18 protein-coding genes are annotated in these 24,772 nt (G+C 33.3%); 12 read left to right on the forward strand and 6 right to left on the reverse strand.

Annotated features, from left to right (window positions below):
• Positions 1-28 precede the first annotated feature (28 nt).
• Both xseA and xseB read left to right on the forward strand, forming a co-directional pair.
• Entirely contained in the window at positions 29-1,465 is a 1,437-nt protein-coding gene (gene xseA / locus LPB87_RS06370; protein WP_230605336.1) for an exodeoxyribonuclease VII large subunit, read from the forward strand.
• Positions 1,443-1,649: an exodeoxyribonuclease VII small subunit gene (gene xseB / locus LPB87_RS06375; RefSeq protein WP_230605337.1), complete on the forward strand. Its 207-nt coding sequence runs from the start codon at positions 1,443-1,445 to the stop codon at positions 1,647-1,649. Before xseA ends, xseB begins: the two co-directional genes overlap by 23 nt.
• A 209-nt stretch (positions 1,650-1,858) precedes the next feature.
• On the opposite strand, the gene LPB87_RS06380 is transcribed toward xseB, so the two are convergent.
• The gene (locus tag LPB87_RS06380) at positions 1,859-2,092 is read right to left on the reverse strand and encodes a hypothetical protein (RefSeq protein ID WP_230605338.1); all 234 of its coding nucleotides are present in this window, start codon (positions 2,090-2,092) and stop codon (positions 1,859-1,861) included.
• 294 nt (positions 2,093-2,386) lie between these two features.
• Here LPB87_RS06380 and LPB87_RS06385 point away from each other — a divergent pair, with 294 nt between their 5' ends.
• The gene (locus LPB87_RS06385; RefSeq protein WP_230605339.1) at positions 2,387-2,605 is read left to right on the forward strand and encodes a hypothetical protein; all 219 of its coding nucleotides are present in this window, start codon (positions 2,387-2,389) and stop codon (positions 2,603-2,605) included.
• An 84-nt stretch (positions 2,606-2,689) separates the two neighbouring features.
• Here the strand turns inward: LPB87_RS06385 and LPB87_RS06390 are convergent, their stop codons facing one another.
• From LPB87_RS06390 to dinB, 3 genes are all read right to left on the reverse strand, one after another.
• Complete coding sequence (locus LPB87_RS06390; protein WP_230605340.1) at positions 2,690-4,057, reverse strand: exonuclease domain-containing protein; 1,368 nt, start codon at positions 4,055-4,057, stop codon at positions 2,690-2,692.
• A 188-nt stretch (positions 4,058-4,245) separates the two neighbouring features.
• The gene (gene dnaE, locus LPB87_RS06395; RefSeq protein WP_230605341.1) at positions 4,246-7,302 is read right to left on the reverse strand and encodes a DNA polymerase III subunit alpha; all 3,057 of its coding nucleotides are present in this window, start codon (positions 7,300-7,302) and stop codon (positions 4,246-4,248) included.
• Positions 7,303-7,352: 50 nt separating this feature from the next.
• Positions 7,353-8,534 carry a DNA polymerase IV gene (gene dinB, locus LPB87_RS06400; RefSeq protein WP_230605342.1) on the reverse strand — a complete coding sequence of 394 codons (1,182 nt, stop codon included), beginning with the start codon at positions 8,532-8,534 and terminating at the stop codon, positions 7,353-7,355.
• 87 nt (positions 8,535-8,621) lie between these two features.
• Between dinB and LPB87_RS06405 the strand changes: the two genes are divergently transcribed.
• Positions 8,622-9,386, forward strand: coding sequence for a helix-turn-helix domain-containing protein (locus tag LPB87_RS06405; protein WP_230605343.1), 765 nt, complete (start codon positions 8,622-8,624; stop codon positions 9,384-9,386).
• 368 nt (positions 9,387-9,754) lie between these two features.
• On the opposite strand, the gene LPB87_RS06410 is transcribed toward LPB87_RS06405, so the two are convergent.
• Both LPB87_RS06410 and mobC read right to left on the reverse strand, forming a co-directional pair.
• Positions 9,755-10,774, reverse strand: a complete 1,020-nt coding sequence (locus LPB87_RS06410; RefSeq protein ID WP_230605344.1) for a PDDEXK nuclease domain-containing protein — start codon at positions 10,772-10,774, stop codon at positions 9,755-9,757.
• A gap of 283 nt (positions 10,775-11,057) precedes the next feature.
• Complete coding sequence (gene mobC, locus LPB87_RS06415; RefSeq protein ID WP_230605345.1) at positions 11,058-13,040, reverse strand: conjugal transfer protein MobC; 1,983 nt, start codon at positions 13,038-13,040, stop codon at positions 11,058-11,060.
• Positions 13,041-13,823: 783 nt separating this feature from the next.
• On the opposite strand from mobC, the gene LPB87_RS06420 reads away from it, so the two are divergent.
• From LPB87_RS06420 to LPB87_RS06455, 8 genes are all read left to right on the forward strand, one after another.
• Positions 13,824-14,849, forward strand: a complete 1,026-nt coding sequence (locus LPB87_RS06420) for an alpha/beta hydrolase (RefSeq protein WP_230605346.1) — start codon at positions 13,824-13,826, stop codon at positions 14,847-14,849.
• 13 nt (positions 14,850-14,862) lie between these two features.
• Positions 14,863-17,043, forward strand: coding sequence for a lantibiotic dehydratase family protein (locus tag LPB87_RS06425; protein WP_230605347.1), 2,181 nt, complete (start codon positions 14,863-14,865; stop codon positions 17,041-17,043).
• Positions 17,044-17,058: 15 nt separating this feature from the next.
• The gene (locus LPB87_RS06430) at positions 17,059-17,958 is read left to right on the forward strand and encodes a thiopeptide-type bacteriocin biosynthesis protein (RefSeq protein WP_230605348.1); all 900 of its coding nucleotides are present in this window, start codon (positions 17,059-17,061) and stop codon (positions 17,956-17,958) included.
• 34 nt (positions 17,959-17,992) lie between these two features.
• Positions 17,993-18,181: a class I lanthipeptide gene (locus tag LPB87_RS06435; protein ID WP_039115017.1), complete on the forward strand. Its 189-nt coding sequence runs from the start codon at positions 17,993-17,995 to the stop codon at positions 18,179-18,181.
• 71 nt (positions 18,182-18,252) lie between these two features.
• Positions 18,253-19,449: a lanthionine synthetase LanC family protein gene (locus LPB87_RS06440; RefSeq protein WP_230605349.1), complete on the forward strand. Its 1,197-nt coding sequence runs from the start codon at positions 18,253-18,255 to the stop codon at positions 19,447-19,449.
• Positions 19,450-19,500: 51 nt separating this feature from the next.
• Positions 19,501-21,108, forward strand: coding sequence for a vitamin K epoxide reductase family protein (locus LPB87_RS06445; RefSeq protein WP_230605350.1), 1,608 nt, complete (start codon positions 19,501-19,503; stop codon positions 21,106-21,108).
• 41 nt (positions 21,109-21,149) lie between these two features.
• On the forward strand, positions 21,150-23,342 hold the full coding sequence (locus LPB87_RS06450) for a peptidase domain-containing ABC transporter (protein ID WP_230605351.1): 2,193 nt from the start codon (positions 21,150-21,152) through the stop codon (positions 23,340-23,342).
• Between the two features lie 3 nt (positions 23,343-23,345).
• Positions 23,346-24,641: an HlyD family efflux transporter periplasmic adaptor subunit gene (locus LPB87_RS06455; RefSeq protein ID WP_230605352.1), complete on the forward strand. Its 1,296-nt coding sequence runs from the start codon at positions 23,346-23,348 to the stop codon at positions 24,639-24,641.
• Positions 24,642-24,772: the final 131 nt, after the last annotated feature.

A 24,772-nucleotide genomic window follows, 5' to 3' on the forward strand; every position in this document is an offset into this window, starting at 1 on the left:
AAAAGGAACATTTAGTTCCTCACTTTTTATGGAACCAGAAAAACATATTAAACTCTCAGAGCTAAACAATAAAATTAGTGACGCCCTGACGGATCGTTTTAAAGGGCAGACCTTTTGGGTTGTGGCTGATATTACCAATCATTCCTATAAGGCGGATAAGAAAATCCATTACTTTGAATTGGTAGAAAAAGGAACTACATCAAACAGCATTGTTGCGAGAATTCTTGGGAAAGCCTGGGGAACAGGATCGATGCATCTTTCCGATTTTGAAAAAAATACTGGACAGCGTTTTACCAATAATATTAATGTACTTGTTTTGGTAAGTGTGGATTACCATCCTTTGTTTGGTTTGTCATTGAGTGTACTTGATATTGACACCAATTTTACACTTGGAGTTCTTGAACAGCAACGAAATGCCACGCTGAAAAGACTTGTGGAAGAGAATGCTTTTATCGTTAAAGAAGGGGAACAATACATAACGAGAAACAATCAAATAAAGCTCAGAGCAGTAATCCAAAAAGTAGCGGTGATATCAGGGAGTAATTCCGCGGGTCTTGAAGATTTCAGGCATACGCTTGAAAACAATAATTTCGGCTATGTTTTTGAGATAGATGATTATCCTACCATTGTCCAAGGGGACAATAATGCTAAGCTGTTTTTAGACAAACTAATTGAAGTGTACCGAAGTGGAAAATTGTATGACGCTGTGGTTATCACTAGAGGAGGAGGTGCACAGTCTGATTTTCTGATATTTGATAACTATAACATTGGGCGTGCCGTAGCCAAATTTCCCATTCCAGTTATCACAGGGATAGGACATCAGAAGAATATTTCTATTGTGGATCTCATGGCGCATACCCAGACTAAGACTCCAACTAAAGCCGCTGAGTTTATCATTGCACATAATCGCAGTTTTGAGCAAAATATCCTTTTGCTGCAAAAAAATATTGTAATTAAATCGCAGCAACTTTTTCTACTAAATTATCAGAGTCTTTCCAATCTTAAGACTACTATTACCAATAGTGCGAGGGAGCTCATTTCAGGACACAAAGATGCTTTAATGACTATTAATCAAAATACAATTAATAACTCCAAATCAATACTGTATCAAGAACATCGACTTTTGGTGAATCTATCACATCAGATTTCAGGTAAACCCAGGATTATCCTTTACAATAGGATCAATGATATTGGTAATACGATCAGTAATTTAAAAACATTCACGAATCAGTATCTTCGCAATCAAAAGGGATATTTGGCACATTACAATTCAAGTATCAGAATGATGTCCCCTGAGAATATCCTTAAAAAAGGATATGCAATAGTTAAAGTGAATGATAAGATTACCAGTAATGCTGATACTATAGCAGTAGGTGATACCATTGATGTCATATTAGCTGATTCGATTTTTAAAACTACGGTCAAAGAAAAAACAAAATACAATGGAAGAGACACTGACTTATGAAGCCGCTTATGCTGAGCTTGCAGCAATTGCAAAGGAAATAGAAAACGAAACCATTTCGGTTGATGTATTAGCTACAAAAGTTAAGAGGGCTTCGGAGCTTATTACTTTTTGCCAAACGAAACTCAAATCAACGGAAAATGAAGTAAATAAGATTATAAGCCAAATGGAAAATCCCGCAAACTAAGATAATCTTGTACGGATATTAATTTTATCGTATTGTGCGTTTTTATACACGATCCAATATAAATAGGACATGGGAAATAATTCTGTATTGACAATTATGAGCCTATAATAAATTAGCCCATTATGCAATCTGCTTAATGGGCTAATTTATTATGTAAATACAAGGAAATTATTTTTTAATATATTTTTTACTAATACATTTTTTGTTTTTTATTCAGGCTGTGTCTGGCTATTATCGGGAGCGTTACGCTTAATATGGTAGTAAAAATCTTTTAAATGCCACCAGGCGGGACACATCTCAAGAGATCCATTAAAATTATGTATCCCTATGTAGCAGCTACTTAAGAAAAGCTGTGTATTAGTAATTTTAGCCCATGGTTTCCAGTGTACTTCTTCAGGTGGAGGTGTGCTTTCAAAATAGCGTTTTATTTCTTCGTGATTCATACCGCAAAAGTAAGCAAAATGTCAATGTGTGTCAAGGATGAAGCCACTTTGAGATAACGAAAATCAGAATTATTACCCTAATGAAGATTTCGTTTTTTTTAAATTCTGAAGATTCAAAAAAATAAAATACAATCTAAAAAAAGAATAGCGTCAATGATATAGTATTGTATATCTTTTTGATTGACAGTTAATCAAAAAAAGTAAGATGCAGTTAGGCTAATAACCAGCTGAATTAAGGATAGGTATTAGGAAAGAAAAAGATAAAAATGGTATAGTTATTGAAAAAAGGATGTCATGAAAAAATTTGGAATCAAAAAGTCAGGAGAAAATAAATGGGTGGTCTTGCATCATGAATTTCCAAAATTCACCTGTACTTTTGAAAATGAAAAATTTCATGATACTACTAAAAAGATTAAAGGATTATTAGATCCTACAGGAGACCTAAAAGAAGTTATGGCTCTACAGCTTATGGAGGACTGGCTCGCTAAAAACCATCTTGATAAAATAGAATAATCGACCAACTTACTTTATCAGGCATCTTTTTCACCTAATAATTAACATAATATCCTCTGCTGATGCCAAAGTGCTTTGTAGCGACTATTTAGAGAAAAAAACTTTCCCAGGATATTTTGTTGCATAGGCAGTTATCAACTGCATGAGGTAGTGGTTGCTTCTATAGGCTTCTACATACTCTTTTAGTTCATCGTCTTGGGTTAGGGTCATATCAGATGAAATATAACCCATACCGTAAAAGTGTCCTTTCTCAACCCAGATGCAACTGCGCTCGTCTATAGTGCGGCCTTTATCGATAATGGCAAAACTTTTCCTGCTGGTCAACAAAAAATCAACTGCAGATTCAACTTGTTGATTATGTTGTGTAATATCAGGTAAATTGGTCTTATCATTATTTTGAAAAGCTGCTGCATCTTCTGTTGTACCGTATTTACAGAAACGATGGTCAATTTCAAACTGCTGGGCAAGACTACGGAGTACATTTATTGCGTCGTAGATAGTATTGAAGGATTCAATGACAGTTTGAAACTTTGCCATTTTTCCAATAACAAGATAGCTGTACCTATTACGAGCCTCATACCGATACAGTCCATATTTGGGTTCAAAACGTTTTAAAGCCCTGTTGTATCTGGGCCAGAGTTTTTGAATTTCGCTGCATTCCAAGAGCAATGCCATGAGTTCCGTGGCACAAATTTCAAAAGAAATTCCGTAAATATCGCGCAAGAAGTTTTGTCGTTGTGGATTGATGTTGTGCCCGCTGAAATGAGAAGCCACTCTTTTTTTTATGTTGATAGCCTTTCCGACATAGATTACTTTTTTTTGCTGATCATAAAAATAATATACTCCTGATTTTTCGGGTAATTGCTCAAAGTCTGAAGGAGGTAAGTTGGGAGGCAAGCGCTGATCTTGGGCAGTATTTTTAATCATCTTTAGGATTTCACCTTCATGATCCCATTGCAGTAATTTGGCAAACAATATAGCCGTTGCATCAGCATCTCCGCCAGCGCGGTGTCGGTTCTCTACGGGTATGTCAAGGGAGACGCAAAGATTTCCCAAGCTATAGGAGGTAAAGTCGGGTCTAATTTTTCTGGCTGCACGAACAGTGCAGAGTTTTCTGGCTGTCCATTTGAGTCCAGCTCTTTCGAGTTCATGGCGAACGAAGGAATAATCAAAGTTAACATTATGCGCCACAAAGATGCGTCCTTCGAGCATTTGTAGTACCTGTTCTGCGATATCATCAAAGATAGGCGCATCGCGTACCATTTTATTATTGATACCTGTTAGGGCAAAAATGGGAAGAGGGATTTCTTTTTGTGGATTGACAAGCGTTTCGAAGCGGTCCATTACTTTTTTACCATTGTGGATGATAATGGCAATTTCAGTAATACGACTGCCACTGGCATTACCTCCTGTGGTCTCAATATCTACTATGGCATACTGTACTTCTTTCATCTGTATATATAACGTAAAGATGATACTTAATCTTATAGGCAGCCCAGTGTCATAACTTCAACATAGTTTATCTGAATCCAAGCTATCTATGTAACTAAATGCCATCTAATTCCTATTTCATTTATTACATTGGTAAGTCCTGTATTTTCTCAAAAAAAAGCAAATCATCTGCAGTCGTCCTTTGGTATTTATCCAACCATTTTCTGTCTTGGAATATTAATCTCATGTTCTTGTGGATAAGGAGCTCGATGGGTCATACTCACATCTTCTCGTAACTGCTGATGAGCGGTATATTGTCTCTCTGGAGCATTAGAATAGCGAGGATCAGCAATAAAGGGCATCTTTGCCATTTTGGTTATGGTGACTGTTGGGAAATGATAATCTACTTCTACAGTACCCAAGAGTAAATAGCAACCACCACCTTGAAATGGATACTGCCCCAAGCTATCGGGAAAATGTACCGTATCGAAATAATCTCCTTTAGCATCGATCCAAGTCCCGAAATACATTGTCCCTCTTTTGGTGGGTACGTGTTTTCTGGAGATGAGATAGGCAAGCATTTTTATTGTTTTTTTATGATGACTAATTAAATCCTTAACCATTACCGATCCTCTGTATTTGGTTTGTAACAAATCAAAGGGGGTGCAGGATACTGGAAAACTCAGCAGTTCAATCTCATCAAAGGCATCTTCAAAAGCGGAGCGTTCCAGCACAGGCAATTGATACTCTTTAACAGGTTGCTGAAGTAACAGCAGACTTCTGTTTTCAGGTTTGAAATTTACCAGTATGAGTCGGGCGATCACCAGTAGCTGATTCTTAGATTGACCAGTGAAGCGAAAGGCACCGATGAAGATTAGGATTTGTATGCCTTCAATACCAATAGCAATACGATTGATGAAGTTCTCCAAAGATAAAAAGGCGCCTTGGGTCTCACGCTCTGTGATAATAAGATGCGCCAATTTGGTTTCCAAACCCTCAAGGTGCATGAACCCTAAATAGACATCGGTGCCGTATAGTGTGGTTTCATAATCGCTTTTGTTGACGCAGGGATTGTGCAGGGTAGCGCCAGACATTTTCGCCTCATGGGCATAGACTTCGGTTCTATAAAATCCTCCCTGATTATTAATCACTGCTACCATGAATTCCACAGGATAATGTACCTTGAGGTATAAACTCTGATAACTCTCCACGGCGTAGGAAGCAGAGTGCGCCTTGCAAAAGGAATACCCAGCAAAGGATTCAATCTGGCGGTATATTTCCTGACTGAGTGTTTCTGGATGTCCTTTTTGCAGACAACAAGCAAAGAAATTATCCTTTACTTTTTGCAAGGCAGCTTTGGAGCGTCCTTTACCACTCATGGCGCGACGCAGGATATCTCCATCGGCGGCGGGCAATCCACCATAATGTAAAGCAATTTTAATGACATCTTCCTGATAGACCATAATCCCATAGGTTTCTCCGAGCTGTTCTTTGAACACCTCGTGAAAATATTCGAACTTATCGGGATGGTTGTGACGGAAGATGTATTCCTTCATCATACCAGACTGGGCCACTCCGGGGCGAATGATGGAAGAGGCCGCCACGAGTATCTTGTAATTATCACAATTGAGACGGCGCAGTAGCCCTCGCATGGCGGGACTTTCAATATAAAAGCAGCCAATGGTCTTACCAGTGGCCAAATAGGTATTACATAGGGTTTCATCTTTAGAAAGCGCCGTATTGCGAATATCCACGGTAATCCCGCGGTTTTTTTGGATGAGTTTTACACTATCATCAATATGCCCGATACCACGCTGGCTCAGTATATCAAACTTCTCAAAACCAATGTCCTCGGCAATGTGCATGTCAAAGAGTACAATGGGAAATCCTTTTGGAGGCATTTCTAGTGGCGTATAATTGGTAATAGGCTCTTCAGAGATGATGATTCCACAGGAGTGCATACTACGCTGGTTGGGGTATTTCTCGAGTAACATTCCATACTGCTGAACATATTTAACGATAGTATTGGTTTCATGCAGTGCCATGGGATTCTTGGCCAACATATCGAGTTCTTCTTTTGGGAGTCCGAATACTTTACCCACTTCTCTAAATATCGAGCGGTATTTGAACTCTACGTTGGTGCCACAAAAAGCAACGTGATCCGCGCCATAACGTTTGAAAATATACTCCAGGATGGTATTGCGCTCTTTCCACGACCAATCGATATCAAAATCGGGAGGCGTTTTACGGTTGAGGTTCAGAAAACGTTCAAAATACAAATCAAGTTCGATAGGGCAGATATCAGTTATGCCCAGGCAATAACTTACGATACTGTTGGCACCACTACCTCTACCGATATGCATAAAACCGCAGCTATTGCTGTACTGAATGATGTCCCAGGTAATTAGAAAATAGCCACTGAACTGTAATTCATCAATTACTTTTAATTCTTTTTCGACACGTGCCCGAGCGACCAGATCCTCAGCACTATATCGCCACAGTAGCCCTTCAAAAGCCAATTTGGTAAGCAAGGCAATATCGGTTTCTCTGCTCTGGGTATAGAATTTTTTATTTTTGGGTGTTTTGAAATCAAACTCAAAATTACAGTCTTCCATTACTTTTTGAGTGTTGGCTATAATCTCTGGGTACTCTATAAATGGTACTAGTAATTGCTCCAAGGGAATCATTACATCGGAAGTTTTACATACATCCTCCTGTGTAAGTTTAGATAGTAAGGTATTAATGTCAATAGCCCGAAGGATGCGGTGTAAATTAAATTCTCTTTTGGTTCGAAAAGTAACAGGTTGCAGGATAACCATTTTATGCAACAGGGCTTTCCACTGGGCATGGAAAAGTTTGGGGAGCTGCTCGGGGCGTATGCCGATGTACTGGTTTTCATTTAAAATTTCGGGTACATTCTCTAGGGGATAGATAACTACGACATCTTCCCATTGGGGTGCAGAAAAGGGAAGGGATGTTCCATCAAAATTATGATCGGTAAGGAATCGATTCATTTGACCTAGTCCAGAACGATTCTTGGCTAAGGCGATATAACGAAGCTGACCTTCACAGCGCAATTCCATACCCACAATTGGTTTGATATTAACCTCATTACAAGCTTTTATAAAATCATAAATTCCTGTTACGGTATTAATATCTGTGAGTGCCATTGCTTTTACATTGCAAGCCACAGCCTGTTGTATCAGTTCCTGAAGTGGTATGGTACCATAGCGCAGGGAATGAAAAGAATGACAATTGAGGTACATCAGCTATTGTATTTAAAAAATTGTACTTACTAAAAGGTATATTTTGAATTTTAGACCTTACGTTTTAAAATTTCATTTTTCGTATTGGGTTTAAAACTCGCTCCAGCGCATCTCATAACGGCATCAAAGCCGTAACGACTTTTCATTTTGTCCATAGCTTGATATAAGGAAAGCATTTCTTCAGTATCCTCGAAGAGATTAATCTGATAGGTGCCGCGCACTAGTCCACTGAACCGAATCCCAATCAGGCGAAGTCGCATCCGGCGCTGGTAGAGTTTATCAAAGAGATCGGTTACGTTTTTGGTCAGCGTATGATCGGCAGATGTATAGGCGATACGGCATTGTTTGGTTTCGGTATCAAAGTTAGCGTAGCGTATTTTGATGACTACCGTTGAGGTAAGCCACTGCTCAGAGCGCAGTTGGAAGGCCAATTTTTCGACCATACCAACCAGGATGCGTTTGAGTTTTATAATGTCAATGGTATCTTGTGAAAAAGTATGTTCGGTTGATATTGATTTTCTCTCCGTATAAGGTTCCACAGGGTTGTTATCAATACCGTTGGCTTTCTTCCAGAGTTCTGTACCATTTTTTCCAATCATTTGTTGCAAAACCTCTGAAGGCATTTCAGAGAGTGTTTGAATGGTCCTAATCCCAATTCTTGAAAGTAGCTGAAAAGTCTTATCACCGACCATTGGAATCTTCTGAATAGATAAAGGATTTAAAAAGGGCTGTACCATATGCTCAGGAATCTCCAAATTTTGCTTTTGTTTTCCTTCTCCAGTACCAATTTTTGAAACTGTTTTATTTACTGATAAAGCAAAAGTCAGTGGCAATCCTGTTTCTTTGGTAATGGTTTGAGCGAGTTCATTGGTCCATTTGTAACTGCCATAGAATTTATCCATACCGGTGATATCGAGATAAAATTCATCAATACTTGCTTTTTCTACTATGGGAGCTTTCTCCTGAATTATCTCAGTAATGGTATGTGATAAGGTGGAGTAAAGCTCCATATCACCTTTCATCACTTTTGCCTGTGGACAAAGGCGAAGTGCCATTTTGATTGGCATGGCGGATCGAACGCCAAAAGTACGGGCTTCATAGGAGCAAGAAGCAACCACGCCACGATCCCCACCTCCAATAATCAGTGGTACACCATTTAACTCAGAATTGGTTAACCTTTCGCAGGATACAAAAAATGTGTTCATATCGATATGTACAATTGACCTTCCCATAATCTTCTTCTTTTATACGAAGCAAAATTAGTACAGATTATATCAAAAATACTTATCTTTGTTGATACAAATTGTAACAATATAAGCATGTCTTTATTTTCCGACAACATCAGAAGCCTTAGAGCAAAAAGAAAAATTTCTCAGGAAAAAGTTGCTGAGAGTCTTTTAATTACAAGGGGGAGATATGCCAAATATGAAGATGGCACCTCTGAAGCGCCATATGAAATTCTAAAGAAAATAGCGCATTATTATAAAATCAGTATTGATCTGTTACTTTCTGTAGATGTTCGAAAAATCCCGATGGATGATTTACTAAAATTAGAAAACAACAGATTACTGTTGCCCATTACCGTTGATACAGCAGGAAATGATTTTGTGGAAATCGTGACCCAAAAAGCTAAAGCAGGCTATTTAAATGGGTATGGAGATCCTGAATATATCGAGAGTCTGCAACAAATGGCGTTGCCTTTTTTAGGGCCAGGGAAACACCGAGGCTTTCCTGTGGAAGGGGACTCCATGCCACCACATGAGGATGGTTCAATTATCATTGGTCGTTATGTAGAAAGGCTGGGAGAGGTGCTCGATGGTAAAACGTATATTCTGATTACTAAAAACGAAGGCATGGTGTATAAACGCCTGAATAAAAACAAAAAAAATGCACTGGTTTTAGCATCCGATAATCCTTACTATCCTAATTACGAAGTAAAGGCTTCGGATATTCTTGAAATATGGGAATATGAGTGTAATATCGGACGTACCGATAAAAAGCAGGAGTTATCAGAAACTCAAATCATGAAAGAGTTACTTTTGGAATTAAAAAGAGATGTTCTGGAACTAAAGAATAAGGCTTAATGTTTTTAATAATCATAAAAAAATGTATTATTTCATACTAGCATTATTATTGTCTTATGCATTATTGATAAACAATTCATGCAACTTTTGTAATAGTATTTTTATCAGAAAGAGGTGTCTTGTATTCAGATACCAGTTACTATCAAAACGCTCCACACTGCTGAGAGAAATTCTTTTGATTAGGTAACCCTTTTTTCTAATTGTATGAGTTACTTAAAAAACTATTTTCAAATTGGGGGCAAATAGCACTGGAATTTACACTTCAATAATAAGTATATCTTCTTTATTTTAAGCTAGATATGTCTCCGTGAAAAGCATTGTTTTTATTTCTTTATTCTAATGATTCGTTACGTGCTTATTTTCTATCTCTATATCAACTTTTTTCTTTCTATTCTTTCTTTTGCTTCATTTAAAAGGAAGTGTATTTTTTCCTCGAATTGTTTTTTAGGTGGTAAATCTGTCCAGTATTCGGCAACCATAATCCCGTCTTTATGCATTTCAAGTAACTCTACTTGCTCTCTGCTACTTTCGGCACAAAGGATTAAACCGATTGGTGTTTTTTCACCTTCTTCTTTTTCGTACTTGTCTAACCATTTTAGGTATAACTCCATTTGGCCTTTGTGCTTGGCTTGAAATTTTCCTAATTTTAATTCGATTGCTACTAATCGCTTTAGTTTTCGATGATAAAAAAGTAAATCCAAATTAAAATCCTCACCATCTATAATCATTCTTTTTTGACGTTCTACAAATGTAAATCCTTTACCAAGTTCGAGAATAAATTTTTCTAAATCGTATAAGATTGCTTGTTCTAAATCTTTTTCCAAATAGGCATTACCTAAATTAAGAAAATCCAATAAATAAGGATCTTTGAAGGTGCTTGATAAGTTGCTTTCTATTTGACCTGTCTGCGTATTTGCTATTGCAGTACGCTCAAAAGTTTTAGCACCAATTTGTTTTCGCAAATCTCTAATACTCATTAACTGATCGATTACTTGATGCGCATAGAATAATTTGGCTTCTGTTTTTTTCAGAGGTAGTAACTCTATAAAATGGGACCAGCTCAATTGTTGTGATAATGTTGCTACAATTTGCTTGTCTTTAAATTGTTCTGCGAAACGCAGCATTCGTCTTACGTTTTTTTCGGTAAAATTTCTACCATACTTATTTTCCAATTGTGCCGACAGTGTCGGCACAATTTGTTTTCCATATTCAGCACGCTTATTCTGTAGTATGGTTTCATTTATACGAAATCCAATTTGCCAAAACAGTAAAGTTAAAACACTATTATTTTGAATAATTACTTGCCGCTGACTATGTTCAACAAGTTGAGATAACTCATGGAATAAATCTGCTTCAATAGCAACTATATTTTTTGTTTTTTCGGTCATACTAGTTTGTTTGGTGTGTATTAGTTAAAAAGGATTATACTACTTTAACTTGAGCTAGATTATGCTTCTGTAATGCAAAATAGCAATTCTATGCTAGATAATTATGCTATACAAACATAGTGAAAATAGCGAAATGGTAAAAGAGAAGAGCAAGCAAGGAAATTTTACTACGCAAGAATAGCCATAATAAAGCAATAGCATATGCATTGAGTCTAAGTCTTTTCCCTGTTAGTTTTGACTTTTAAATTGTAATGTCTGTAAACTGTTCTTGTAACATTATTTCTCACTTCTTAATTACTAAATGTCTTAGTTCATAATCATTTAATAGTCTTTCTTTTTCAGAATAAATAATATCCTTAACGTCTTTTTTGATTTGTAAATAATTGCGTTGGACCATGGAATTGTCGACTTTGCGAATAATAGGAATATCAACATAATTATCCTGTTCTTCTTTCAATGCTTTATGGTTATTCACAATATCACAGTGAAATGTTTTGAGTTCAATCTTACAATCAGGATCATCAGCTACCATCCCCACAAATTCACCAGAACTAAGTCCGGAAATTTTGGATGGTGGCACTGCAGATTCCAATTGTTTGGAACGACTAATTGAAGTATCTCCACTATTAATGGATAGGCTTTCCCTGTCCTGCATAATCTTTCCAAAACGTTCCGATAATTGTTTGGCAGTATCTCCTGTAACTTGTCCGCTGACTATGTTTCCTGTAATGTTCATAATCACATCTGCCTGTTCTCGTCCGTAATCTTTACGCAATTGACTAAAGTCCTGAATTCCCAAACAAGTAGCCACTTTATTACTTCTGGCAGTAGCAATCAAACTATCCATATTGTTGAGGTAGATGGTGGGGAATTCATCAAATATCAGGCTACTTTTCTGTTTGTTTTTCTGGTTTACTTGTTTTACCAATCGGTTTACGTATAGTGATAATACAGCTCCATAAATTTGAATTTTCTGTGGGTTATTGCCCATACAAACAATCTTAGGTTCCTCAGGATTATTGATATCCAAAGTAAAATCATTACCTGATAAAACATAATACAATTGCGGAGAAGATAATCTTGCCATTGCAATTTTTGCCGATGCGATTTGTCCCTCCAGCTGGTCCATTACGTTATTAAGGTATGCGTTGACAAAAGGATTAATAAGCACTTCGATTTCTTTTTCAGTTCTAAGGAGGGTAAAGAGACTATCGTAATCTTCCTGCATCAGTTCAATTACATGGGGAAGCGTACAAAATTCGCCGTCTTTATATTTTTTTAAATACCATATGATGGCTGAGAGAAAATTAATCGGTGATTCTACAAAGAAATCTCCTTGTCTTTTTATCCATTCTCTGTTTAAACCTAGCAAAATGGTACGTGCCGATTCGGAAGCATCAGTAATATCACTCATGGCTGAAGGATCTAATGGGTTACACCGGTTGCTTCGGGTGAGATCATCAAAATTAATAACATAAAACTGCGGTAATATTGGATAGCCGTGTCTGTATTTAAGCCAGCTATTATAGACAATTCTAGTCAGGTCATCAAACTTGAAATCATAGACGAACATGGTGAATTTTTTACGAATGTGTTGGGTAATTACATGACGTATTACAAAATATGATTTCCCTGAACCAGGAGTGCCAGAAACTAGTAAACCCCGAAACGGATTTATGATGTTTATCCAACTGTCTCTTATCTTATCCTTTAAATGATATCTGGCTGGCAGATTAATGGAATACTCATTTTCCAAAAGTCTTTCTTCTTGTGGGAAAGTTTCATTTTCAGTATTGAAAATATCTTTGCTGTTGAGCCTGTTTTTTATAATTCTGGATAATAATGTACCACCCGTAAGTACCAGAAGAAAGCCACTGGAAGAGATTGTCATATAGATAATAGTCACCAGGACTAATTCTATTTTCAGGTATAGTGAAAGGTAACTTATAAAGTAAATCAGAATCCCCGTAATTATATAAGCAAAAGCTGTTTTGTAATTCAGTTTCTCCTCTTTTCGTCCTTTGGCTCCAATTAGCGAGATTATTAAAAATCCCAATGCAAAGAGTTTGGATTTATGAAAATTACTAAACAATCCTGTATAATAAATATTGCTCAAAATTGTATCTGCGAATCCACTAACTAGATGCCACTGCCGAAAAGCTCCGTAGCAGTAATAATAGAAATGAATACCTAAAAGCGTAATGCTAATTAGTCTTGTCATGTCCAAGATCTTTCTGAGCGCCTGTTCGTTTTCTCCCGTCTGCATAGTCCTAATTTTTCTGTGTGTTACTTGTCTAACTTAAAGGAGCAGACTACAAAAACAAATCTCTTTAAATTCTAATGCTGAGACAGTATAAAAGTAGAACCATGGTTCGGGTTCCTGTTGAGATTTTTTTTCTCATTTCCCGATTTACACCTCTATCTTTAAGTAGTCAATGGATGGTTCTGAAGTGTTTTCCAAAGGTAATATGTATTTGGATTATTATGATGGTCATAATATGTACATGATAAGGGACTATTTGTATTTCAGTCAGATATTAATAGAATATCGAAATTAAAATCTTATACATAAAGGACAATATTTTTTATGTACTGATTCTTAACAAAAGGATAGTTCTATCTCTTGTTGTGTTAAGTATCAATCGTTTAATTGGTTTTATAATATACACAAGAAGAGGGACAAGGTTTAAAATTCTTTCCATTAATCTTCATCTTGTTTAATAGTAACTGTTGCATTATTCTTTTTAAGAGGTGAGTTCTATTCTTGATGTGATATATTTTTTGTTTAATATTTTACAATTTAGGATAATATTGTATTATTTGATGATAATATAATATTTCTGAAATCTTATGAAATATTCTTTTTTTGCTTAAAAATTAATATGAATAATCACATATTTAAAAGCACCTCAAATATGCCTTAGATAATCAAAATTAGAAGTAAATATTACAAAATATATTTATTTCATCATTTTACTGTCTTTAAAAAGTACTCCTATTCTCAGTTTATTTTGAAACCAATATTAATGACTAAAACACTGATTATTTCATGAAAATACGAATATTAATATTATTAATATTTTTTTACACATCAGGATATTCACAAGATATTTTTGAGTATGAGAAAAAAATAGCAGATATAGAAAAGTATGATTCTACTGAAATTGAGTTCCAACAGACAGACGAAAAAATAAAATTTTATGGAACCTTAATTTGTCCTAAAGCAGAGTTTAATAAGGTAGTAGTTATCATACCAGGTTCAGGTAAAGATACTAGAAACAGCCATTATGTTTTAGCGGAGGAATTGTTAAAGAATAATATTGCTGTTTTTAGATATGACGAAAGAGGCGTTGGGAAATCTGAAGGTAAATATAATACGGTTTCTTATTGTATATCAGATAAGATAAATGATGTTTTTTCTGTAATGAATTATATCAGAGGGATATCATTTTTGAAGGATAAAAAAATTGGTATAATTGCGCATAGTGAAGGAGGTCTAGCAAGTATTGGGGCGATAGAAAAAGGAATGAATGTTGATTTTTTAATCCAATGGGCAACTCCTGTTGAGAAGCATGGTGCTTTTTTAAAATATCAATTACAAACGGGAACGAATTTACAAGAGAAGAATCTTCAATTTTCAGATTTGGAAACTAAACTCCAGGTTATGGGCTTAATTCATGAAATCGTTAGGGAGAATAAAAGTGACACTAATGAATTATTAAGAGAGAAAATCAAGATTTCATTAAGTGAAAAGGGGTATAAGAAAAAACAATTTGAGTGGTATATTTCTTTTCCTGCATCTCTGGATCTGTTAAAAAAGGATTACGAAGATACTTATAAAAATCTTAAGATACCTACATTTTATATAATTGGGAGTAACGATAAATCAGTTGATCCAATATCCAATATAAATCTTTTGAAAAGTTTTAACAATCAAAATATTGAAATAAGACTTTTTAATAATCTTAATCATTATTTGACTCAAGATGAGATAAAAGGAATGAACTTTCATTTATATGAAATAGATAGTTTAGCTCTAGATCAAATCATAATCTGGATTAAAAAGGTTCAGTAATATAGTTATTGTAATGAAAAAACAAATAATCTACAGTCCTTTTAATGAGTTCATATTGAGGACTCCGTTATTGGCGATGAATGAAGTTGAAACTTTATCAGTTGAAACTTTAAAAGAGTTATTGCAAATTCCATTTATATCTGAAGCTATTTACATTGCATCGCATGAACTTCATAGTGAAATGATAAAATATCTTAATGGAGGTAAAATAGAGAATTCTAAAAGAATAGAAAATTCGTTGCTAAAATACATTTCAAGGATGGGATACAGATGTACTCCTTTTGGATTATTTAGTGGCTGTTCTATTGGTTCAATTGGATTGACTAATAAAATAGAAGTAAATGGATATGACTCTCATGTTAAAAAATCAAGGATAGATATGAATTATTTATGCTCTCTTATTCAGAATATAGAACTTGATATGCAATTTAGAGAGAATCTTACTTATTACCCAAATACAAGCTTATACAAAATAGGTGTCGAATTGCGATATGTGGAATATACGTATATAAATTCTGAAAGAAAACATTTTACAATCTCAATAGATAATTCAGAGTACTTAGATCGAATCATAGAGATAGCTAAAAATGGAGCTACAATTAATTCTTTGGCTCAATCAATTGTAGAAGATGACATCACACTAGAAATTGGATTAGATTTTATTCACCAATTAATAGATAACCAGGTGTTGGTGAGTTCATTAAATCCAAATGTTACAGGAATTGATTTTTTTGAAAAAATAACAACTAATTTTTTCAATTGTGCTGATGAAGATTGGGGCGAATGGGCAAAAAAGATTAGAGGTATTTTATTGCAAATCGACAATGGAGGCAACTCATTATTTCTTGATTTATACAAAGAATTGAATAAGTTACTATTATTAAAAAATAAAAATGCAAATGAAAAATATTTAGTACAAAAAGATTTATTGATAAGCTGTAAAGAAAATTCAATTCATCAGAGTGTATTAAATTCGGTTAATGAAGGACTTAAAGTCATTAATATGTTAACTAATTTTCATAGAAATGAAAATTTAGAGAATTTTAAAATAGCTTTTCATTCAAGATATGAAACTGAAGAGATCCCACTTAGTATAGCACTTGACACCGAGACGGGGATTGGATATGGGAATAGCATTAATAATAGCAGTGTTGTATCCCCTTTAATAGATGATTTATTTATTAATTATAGTAATCAATCACAAGGTACAGAATACAAATGGAGTGTAATTGATGGAATTATTTTTAATAAATATATCAGAGCGATTGAAGACAAAAAGATGTTTATTGAAATAACAGACGAAGATTTAAAAGATCTGAAAGAAGACTGGCATGACTTACCAAGTACAATATCGGTAATGACTAGCATTTTTTCTATCGAAAATCCAGAAAAGCCTTTAATTTTTTTAGATTTTGCCAGTGGTTCTTCTGCTTCAAGACTATTGGGAAGGTTCAGTTACTTAAGTGATACTTTCAAAGGGTATGTAGATAATATAATGGATTATGAAAACAGAATAAATGAGAATACTGTTTTGGCTGAAATTGTTCATTTACCAGAATCAAGAACAGGAAATATTATTCATAGGTCTTCTGTAAGGGATTATGAAATACCATATTTAGCAAGTAGTACTTTGGATATAGATAATCAAATATCAGTAAATGATCTATATGTATCAGTAAACAATAGTAAGGTTATTCTGAAATCAAAGAAATTAAACAAGGAGGTGAAACCAATGCTGTCAAATGCTCATAATTATTCGCATAATTCCTTACCTATTTATAATTTTTTGTGTGATATGCAAACACAGGATCAAAGAAAGTCAATTAATTTTAAATGGAATACAACGATTAAAGATAAAGATTTTCTTCCAAGAGTGGTCTATAAAAATATTATTATCTCCTTAGGGGAATGGAAAATACGAAAAGCAGACCTTACTAAAATGACAAGCATCGATTCTGTTAAAGATTACTTCAAATTAAAAAAAATACCTAATAAAGTACTATTAGCAGATGGTGACAACGAATTATTAATCAACTTGGAAAACGACTTATATATTGAAATGTTTGTTTCGATAATTAAAAGAAGGGATTCAATAGTTTTAAAAGAATTTCTATTTGACACTAATAACTCTGCTGTTAAAAGAAACAGCTATTCGTTTACAAATGAGTTAATTTTTTCCTTTTATAAAAACTAATAAACGTGCCTTATTTTGAAGAATAATATCACAAGAAATTTCATTTTAGGTAGTGAATGGATGTACTACAAGTTTTATTTAGGAGATAAAACCAGTGATACATTTTTGATAAACATTTTAAAACCTTTAATAGAGATTTTCATAGATCGAAATTATATTGACAAATGGTTTTTTATCCGTTATGCTGATCCAGAGCCTCATTTGCGTGTGCGCTTTCAGCTTAAAAACACAAAATTTGTTACTGAAATTAGTGAACTATTATATCATGAATTAAAGTTTCATATGGATACTAAAGCGATTCATAAAGTTCAAATTGACACTTATAAAAGAGAGCTTGAACGGTATGGAACTTATACCATCGAAGAATCAGAATCTCTTTTTTATTTGAATAGTGATTTTAATTTGAAGCTTATTGAATATAGTCTAGATACTAAAGAAAGATGGCTTCTGGGAATGAAATATATTGATATCTTTTTAAATGATTGTGGATTTAATTTATCAGAAAAGAGAGGTTTATTTGAATCACTAAAAACTGGTTTTTCATTAGAATTTGGAGCAAATAAATATACTAATAAGCAATTAAATGAAAAGTATAGAGAAGCTAGGGCTTTGATAATTTCAACTCTTGAAAATAGCGATAATTACTTTGACATAATTATGGCTCAACATACAGAATTAAGTAAAGATTTTATCAAAAGCATTGTCGATAAAGGGAATTCTATTGATTCATCATTTCGTTTTAATAATACAATTGATAGTTTTATTCATATGCATTGCAATCGACTTTTTCAAACTAAACAAAGAATACATGAGTGGATTTTATACGATTTCTTGTTTAGGTATTATGATGGAAAATTAGCCAGGGATAAGTTTGATATAAATAAAAATAACATAGGAGTAAGCCGAAAATCCTGACTTAGAGTAGGCAATTATTTTAATACATTTTATAATGAAAAAATTAAATTTAAACAAGAAAACTATTTCTGCGTTAAATCAAGCAGAAATGAAAAAAATTAATGGTGGTGGACCAGAGGGATTCTGTCTTGCAAGTTGTGCAAGAGGTTCTGCAAGAGGTAAAGATTGTTGTGATTCAGGAAGAATTGACATATCAGCTGGAACTGTTGGAGGTAACTGCTAATTTGTAGTTTCGTTTAATATACAAATGGTTGTTAATGTAAAAGTTAACAGCCATTTCTACAAAGAAATAAAATGAAAAACATTGAGATTGTTCTTTCCCAAATTGAAGAAGTGCTTTATAATAAAGCTGTAAAAATGCAAAATCCTGTCATTGAACAAGACTTGGGAGCTCTCTTGTTTTTTGCAACTTATTACAACTATTCTGGAGAAAATATTTATAAACAAAAATCACTTATATTATTAGATAAACTTTTCGAGGTTTTTTCTGATTTCGAATTGCCTACTGGTCTATTGGAAGGTTTTGATGGAATTGGCTGGGTAATACATTATTTGAAAGAATGCAATATCATTGAAAGTGAAGAGCTTATTGAAGATTTAGATTCTTACTTAATTCAGTCTATAAGATTAAATATTACTAATAATAATTATGATTTACTTTATGGAAGTATTGGAAAAATACAATATTTAATAAACTCAGATAGATGTAAAGAACTATTTGTAGTAGAGTTAGTAAATGGAATAGTTGAAAAACTATACGAGACAAAAGTTGAGATTAATGGCTTAATTTATTGGCATGAATTAGATAGTGAAAAAGTAAATCTAGGACTGGCTCATGGATTACCGAGTATACTATTGTTTTTACTTCGCCTCAAAGAATTGGGGTATCAAAATCCCTTAATTATAAAAATGATTAATGGAATTTTAAGAAGCTTCAAAAAATTTAAGAATAAAGTGCCAAACATGTCATCTTATGGTGTATGCTATCCAATATCCAAAAAATTAAATTCACATTCTAGATTAGCATGGTGTTACGGTGATTTAGGTATTGCATATGCTTTGATGTATACAAGTAAAGTGCTAAAAAGTAAAAAAGTAGAAGAGGAATCAAAGGAAATGATTAATCTAATTTTAAATAGAGGAATTAGCGATTCAGGATTAGTTCATTTTAATGACTATTCTTTTTTTGATACTGGCTTTTGTCATGGTATCTCAGGTATTTCTTATTTTCTCTACAAGTTTAATGAATTACTTCCGAGCCAGAGTATTGAAGATAGTTTAGTCTATTGGGAAATGGAATTACTAAAAAATATTGAAACACAATTAAGTATTAACACTCCAATTTATTACCCTAAATTTCGTCAGGACTTAGATAAAACCTATACAATTGATAAGGAAAATCTTTTAAATGGAATCTGCGGCGTTGGATTAGTGTTACTATCCTTAAAATATAAAAGAGCAGACTGGAGCGATATATTCTTGTTATATTAATACAGATGGTAATAAACTCATACAAAAGGATTAAAACAATTGGATCGTAATATGAATAATGAGATAAAGAACTTTTTGTATTTGACTAAGACCTATTTAGAGAATGCTAATGTCTATATTGATGAAGATTATTTAGAGATAAATCTTTTGAGTAATTCTAATTTTCCTGGGATTGTTTCAATTATTCAAATTTTAGATTTGCTAAAAATTAGAAGCTCAATTTATGAGATTGAAAAAAACAAAATAGGACTTGACGAATTACCCGATACTTTTCTAACTATGGTTGTGGATTTGCAAAACAAAAACACATTGGTTATAGCAAAGAATAAATCAGATAGTATTGAAATTAGGTTCAGCAAAAGCGTAAGTAGAACTGTCAGTTATCAAGAGTTTTTTGATCATTGGTGTTCTTTGGTTATTTTGATTGATGATAAAGAACCTTACCTGCCATTTCTTTATAATAAGGTCGTTTTTAGTTTTAAAGCATTCATTCATTATTCATTTTTTATTTTTTTGGTTTATTTTTTCATAAAACTTAATCCTTCATTATATTATTTTTTTTATTTTATTCTCAGTCTTTTTGGTTTATTAATAAGTTATCTTATTTATTCAAGTGAAGTAGGATATAAATTTGACATCATAAATAAAATTTGTACCCCATTTAAAAAAAGTAATTGCGAGGAAGTTGTAAATTCTAAAGGAGGAGTAATTTTTAAAAAAATTAAACTAAGTGATCTTAGTTTAGTCTACTTTTTCTCTTTGGCAATAACTACATGTATGATGAAATATTTAGATATTAACAGTAGTGGACTGCTAACAATATTAAATATTTTAACAATACCTCTAATTTTTTATTCCTTGTTTTATCAATTGAGGGTGCTTAAAAAATGGTGTCCTTTATGCATGATAATTATTGTAACATTATTAGCTCAGATAGTTATAACGAATTGGTATATATCAAATAGAGATTTGCAATTCCCTATTGAATCTATTTATACATTTCTAGTTATATCTTTATTTTCATACATCGGTTTTAACTATTACAAAAAACAAGTTTATCTAAGGCAGGAGTTAAAAGACATCAAAATTAAGCACAATAAATTTAAACAAAATTTCAGTTTATTTCATTCGGCGTTAAGCAGTGGTAAAGTTTTAACCTTATTTGATTCTGAAATTGAAGAGATAGTCGTTGGTAATAAAGATTCTAAATTAAATATTACAATAGTAATAAATCCGTTATGTGATGAATGTGGAAAAACACATCTTATTTTAAATGAAATTATTCAAAAACATTACGATGAAATCGCTTTAACAATACGGTTCTATCTTTTTTATGATGATGTAAATGATGTTGAATTCTTAATATCTAATTATCTTCTCAATATTTACAAATCAAAAGGGGAGAAAGCTTTTCTGCAAAAAATGAATGGTATGTTTGAATGTAATGATAAAGATAAATGGATTTTAGAAGAAACCAAAGATACCCTATTAGAGAAATCGGAAGGTTTTATAATTGAAAAAGAATGGTGTAATAAAAATGAAATTAATTTCACGCCAGCCATAGCCATTAATAATCATTTATTCCCGTCAGATTTATATGAAATCGCAGATTTGGATTTCTTTATTGAAGATTTAATTGATTTAAATCAAGCGCAGTGATATTAATAATTCTCAAAACCGTACTTAAAAACAATTAATAAATGACTGATTTTCCGTTTTATAAGCAAGTTGATATAAAAGATTGTGGGCCAACTTGTTTAAAAATAATTTCTAAGTTCTACGGAAAAAATATAGATATACAATTACTAAGGGATAAAGCTGAAACTACTCGAGTTGGGAGCAATTTATTAAAATTAAGCGATGCTGCCGAAAATATTGGCTTTAGAACCTTAGGAGTAAAACTTTCCATTATATCAATGCAAGAAATTAGTTTGCCTTGTATTCTGCATTGGAATAAAAATCATTATGTTGTGCTTTATAAAATTAAGAGAGGGCTTTATTATATTTCTGATCCAGCCTTTGGATTGATAGAATATAATCAGAAAGATTTTATTAAGTTTTGGATAGGAAATAATGCCGATGATTCTACTCAGGAAGGAATTGCATTATTATTAGAAGCCACTCCAAGATTTTTTCAATCCGAGTTTGATAAAGAAGATAAAAAAGGTTTAGGATTTGGGTTATTATCGCAATACGTCTTGCGTTATAAATCATTCCTAATCCAGTTAAGTATAAGTTTATTAGCTAGTAGTTTATTACAGCTTATTTTCCCGTTTCTTACCCAGAGTATTGTCGATGTAGGAATACAAAACCAAAACATTCATTTTATTTATTTAATTCTGTTTGCACAATTATTTCTTTTTGCAGGAAGAACAGGGTTAGAACTTATCAGGAGTTGGATATTATTGCATTTATCTACCAGGATAAATATTTCTTTAATTTCAGATTTCTTCATCAAATTAATGAACTTGCCAATTTCGTTTTTTGATGTCCGAATGACAGGAGATATTATGCAACGTATAAACGACCATCGTCGTATAGAAAGAATCCTTACCACATCATCATTAAATGTATTGTTCTCAGTAATCAATATGATTATTATGGGAGGAGTTCTAGCCTATTATAATCTTCAGATATTCTTAGTGTTCTTTGCAGGAAGCATTCTATACTTCGGTTGGATAACTTTGTTTTTAAAACGAAGAGAAGAGCTCGATTATAAACGATTCTCAGAAGTTAGTCAGGAACAAAGTAAGGTTATGGAGCTTATAAACGGAATGCAGGAAATAAAACTGCATAATGCCGAAAAGCAAAAACGTTGGGGTTGGGAGTATGTACAAGCAAGATTGTTTAGAGTTTCTATAAAAGGATTAGTTTTAGAGCAAACCCAAACAATTGGTTCATCTGTAATTAATGAATTAAAGAATATTTTTATCATTTTCCTTTCGGCAAAACTAGTAATCGATGGTCAGATAACACTTGGGATGATGCTAGCCATAAGTTCTATTGTAGGGAGTTTAAATGGTCCGATTACACAACTTATTGAGTTCGTGCGAGAAGTACAAGATGCCAAAATATCGTTGGCAAGATTGTCCGAAATTCATGACAAAGAAGATGAGGTACAGCAAGAAGTACATCAAACCCAAGATATTCCTCAGGATAGTGATATAATTATCAAAGATTTATCGTATCGCTATTTAGGGTCGGATATTCCAGTTTTAGATGATTTAAATTTGATAATTCCTGCACATAAAGTAACTGCAATTGTAGGCGTTAGCGGAAGCGGAAAAACTACTTTAATGAAATTATTGCTCAAGTTTTATGAGCCAAATAATGGCGAAATTAACTTAGGAAATACACAACTCAAAAACATCTCGCAAAAAGCATGGCGTAACAACATTGGAGCAGTCATGCAAGAAGGATTTATTTTTAGTGATACAATTGCTAATAATATAGCCATTGGGGTCGATAAAATAGATAAAGAACGATTAGTATACGCTGCCGATGTGGCTAATATAAAAAAATATATATCTAGTTTGCCTCTTGGTTATAATACCAAAATAGGATCCGAGGGAGTTGGTATGAGTACAGGACAAAAACAACGATTATTAATTGCGAGAGCAGTATATAAAAATCCCGAAATGTTGTTTTTTGATGAAGCAACATCAGCATTAGATGCCAATAATGAAAAATCAATTATGGGCAAACTGGATATCTTCTTTAAGGATAAAACAGTTGTAGTAATTGCGCACCGATTAAGTACGGTGATGAATGCGGATCAAATTGTTGTTTTAGACAAAGGAAAGATCATCGAAATAGGAAGTCACTCCGCATTAGTAGAACAAAAAGGGAATTATTTTGAATTGGTTCGTAATCAATTGCAATTAGGAAATTAAAACATGGCAGAAGACAATACAAAATTTGAATTAAGAAGCGAAGAAGTACAAGATATCCTTACAAGAGTGCCACATTGGATGATACGATGGGGAACGGTTTTAATCTTTGCAATAATATGCATGCTGTTTTTTGTTTCCTGGTTTCTTAAATATCCAGATGTTGTAAGTACAGAAATAAGTATTACAACATCCATTCCACCTGAGAAATTGGTAGCAAAAACCACAGGTAGAATCGAAGCAATTTTGGTAAAAGATAAAGCAAGAGTGCCTAAAAATACGCCGCTAGCAATTATCGAAAATTCAGCTAATTATAAAGATGTCTTTGTTCTAAAAAACATAGTAGACAATTTTAATATAAACGATAGGAATAAAGAATTCCCTTTTGCTTCTTTAAATAATATGCAGTTTGGAGAGATGGAAAGTGCTTATGGAGTATTTCAAAAGGATTATGCAGCGTGGAAACTTAATGAAAACTTACAGCCTTATCAGGTTGAAAATAATGCCCAAAAATCAGAACATACCCAGGTTAAAGAGCGATTGACAATTTTGCAGCAGCAAAAAAGTATTAACGAAAGCGAATTACAACTCCAAAAAAATGATGTTAATCGTTTTGAAGCCTTATATGCAAAAGGAGTTATCTCGACACAAGATCTAGAAAATAAAAAGTTGAGTTATCTTCAGGCAGATAAGAATTATAAAGGTCTGCTTTCTTCGATATCGCAGTTAAAATCATCTCTCATAGAAAACTCAAGATCAAGTCAAGGAACTAAAATAAGCGGAACGAAAGAAGAAGTGAATTTAGAGCGTAACTTAATGCAATCTTTTTATCAGTTAAAAAAAGGAATTAAAGATTGGGAATTAGCTTATACATTAAGATCATCAATTCCAGGTGTAGTTACCTTTTTGCAAGTATGGACAGAGAATCAAACAATTACTTCTGGAGAGAATGTTTTTTCGATTATTCCAGATACCGAAAAAGGATATATTGGCAAAGCTAAAGCAAAGGCACAGAATTCAGGAAAAATCAAACTAGGACAACAAGTTAATATTCGATTGTTTAATTTTCCAGACAGAGAGTTTGGTGTAATTAGAGGTAAGGTCGAAAACATTTCGCTTATTCCGGATAAAGACGGGAATTTACTGCTGGATATATCACTTCCTAAAGGATTAGAAACATCGTATAATAAGAAGATCCCTTTTCAGCAAGAAATGAAAGGTAGCGCCGAAATTGTTACCGAAGATTTACGATTACTCGAAAGGATACTATATCAGTTTAAGAGCTTGTTTAGACAGAACTAGGTTAGAGTCCTGTTCCCGCTAGGAAGATATAAGTTCAACAAGATTCCAATTAGTAGCGGGAACCATTCAAATATCTAACCAGATTATTGAAGATTATTGTAGTATTGTAGAACGCACATCTTAATCTTAAT

It is taken from the genome of Flavobacterium sp. EDS (genome assembly GCF_020991525.1).
Lineage (GTDB): Bacteria > Bacteroidota > Bacteroidia > Flavobacteriales > Flavobacteriaceae > Flavobacterium.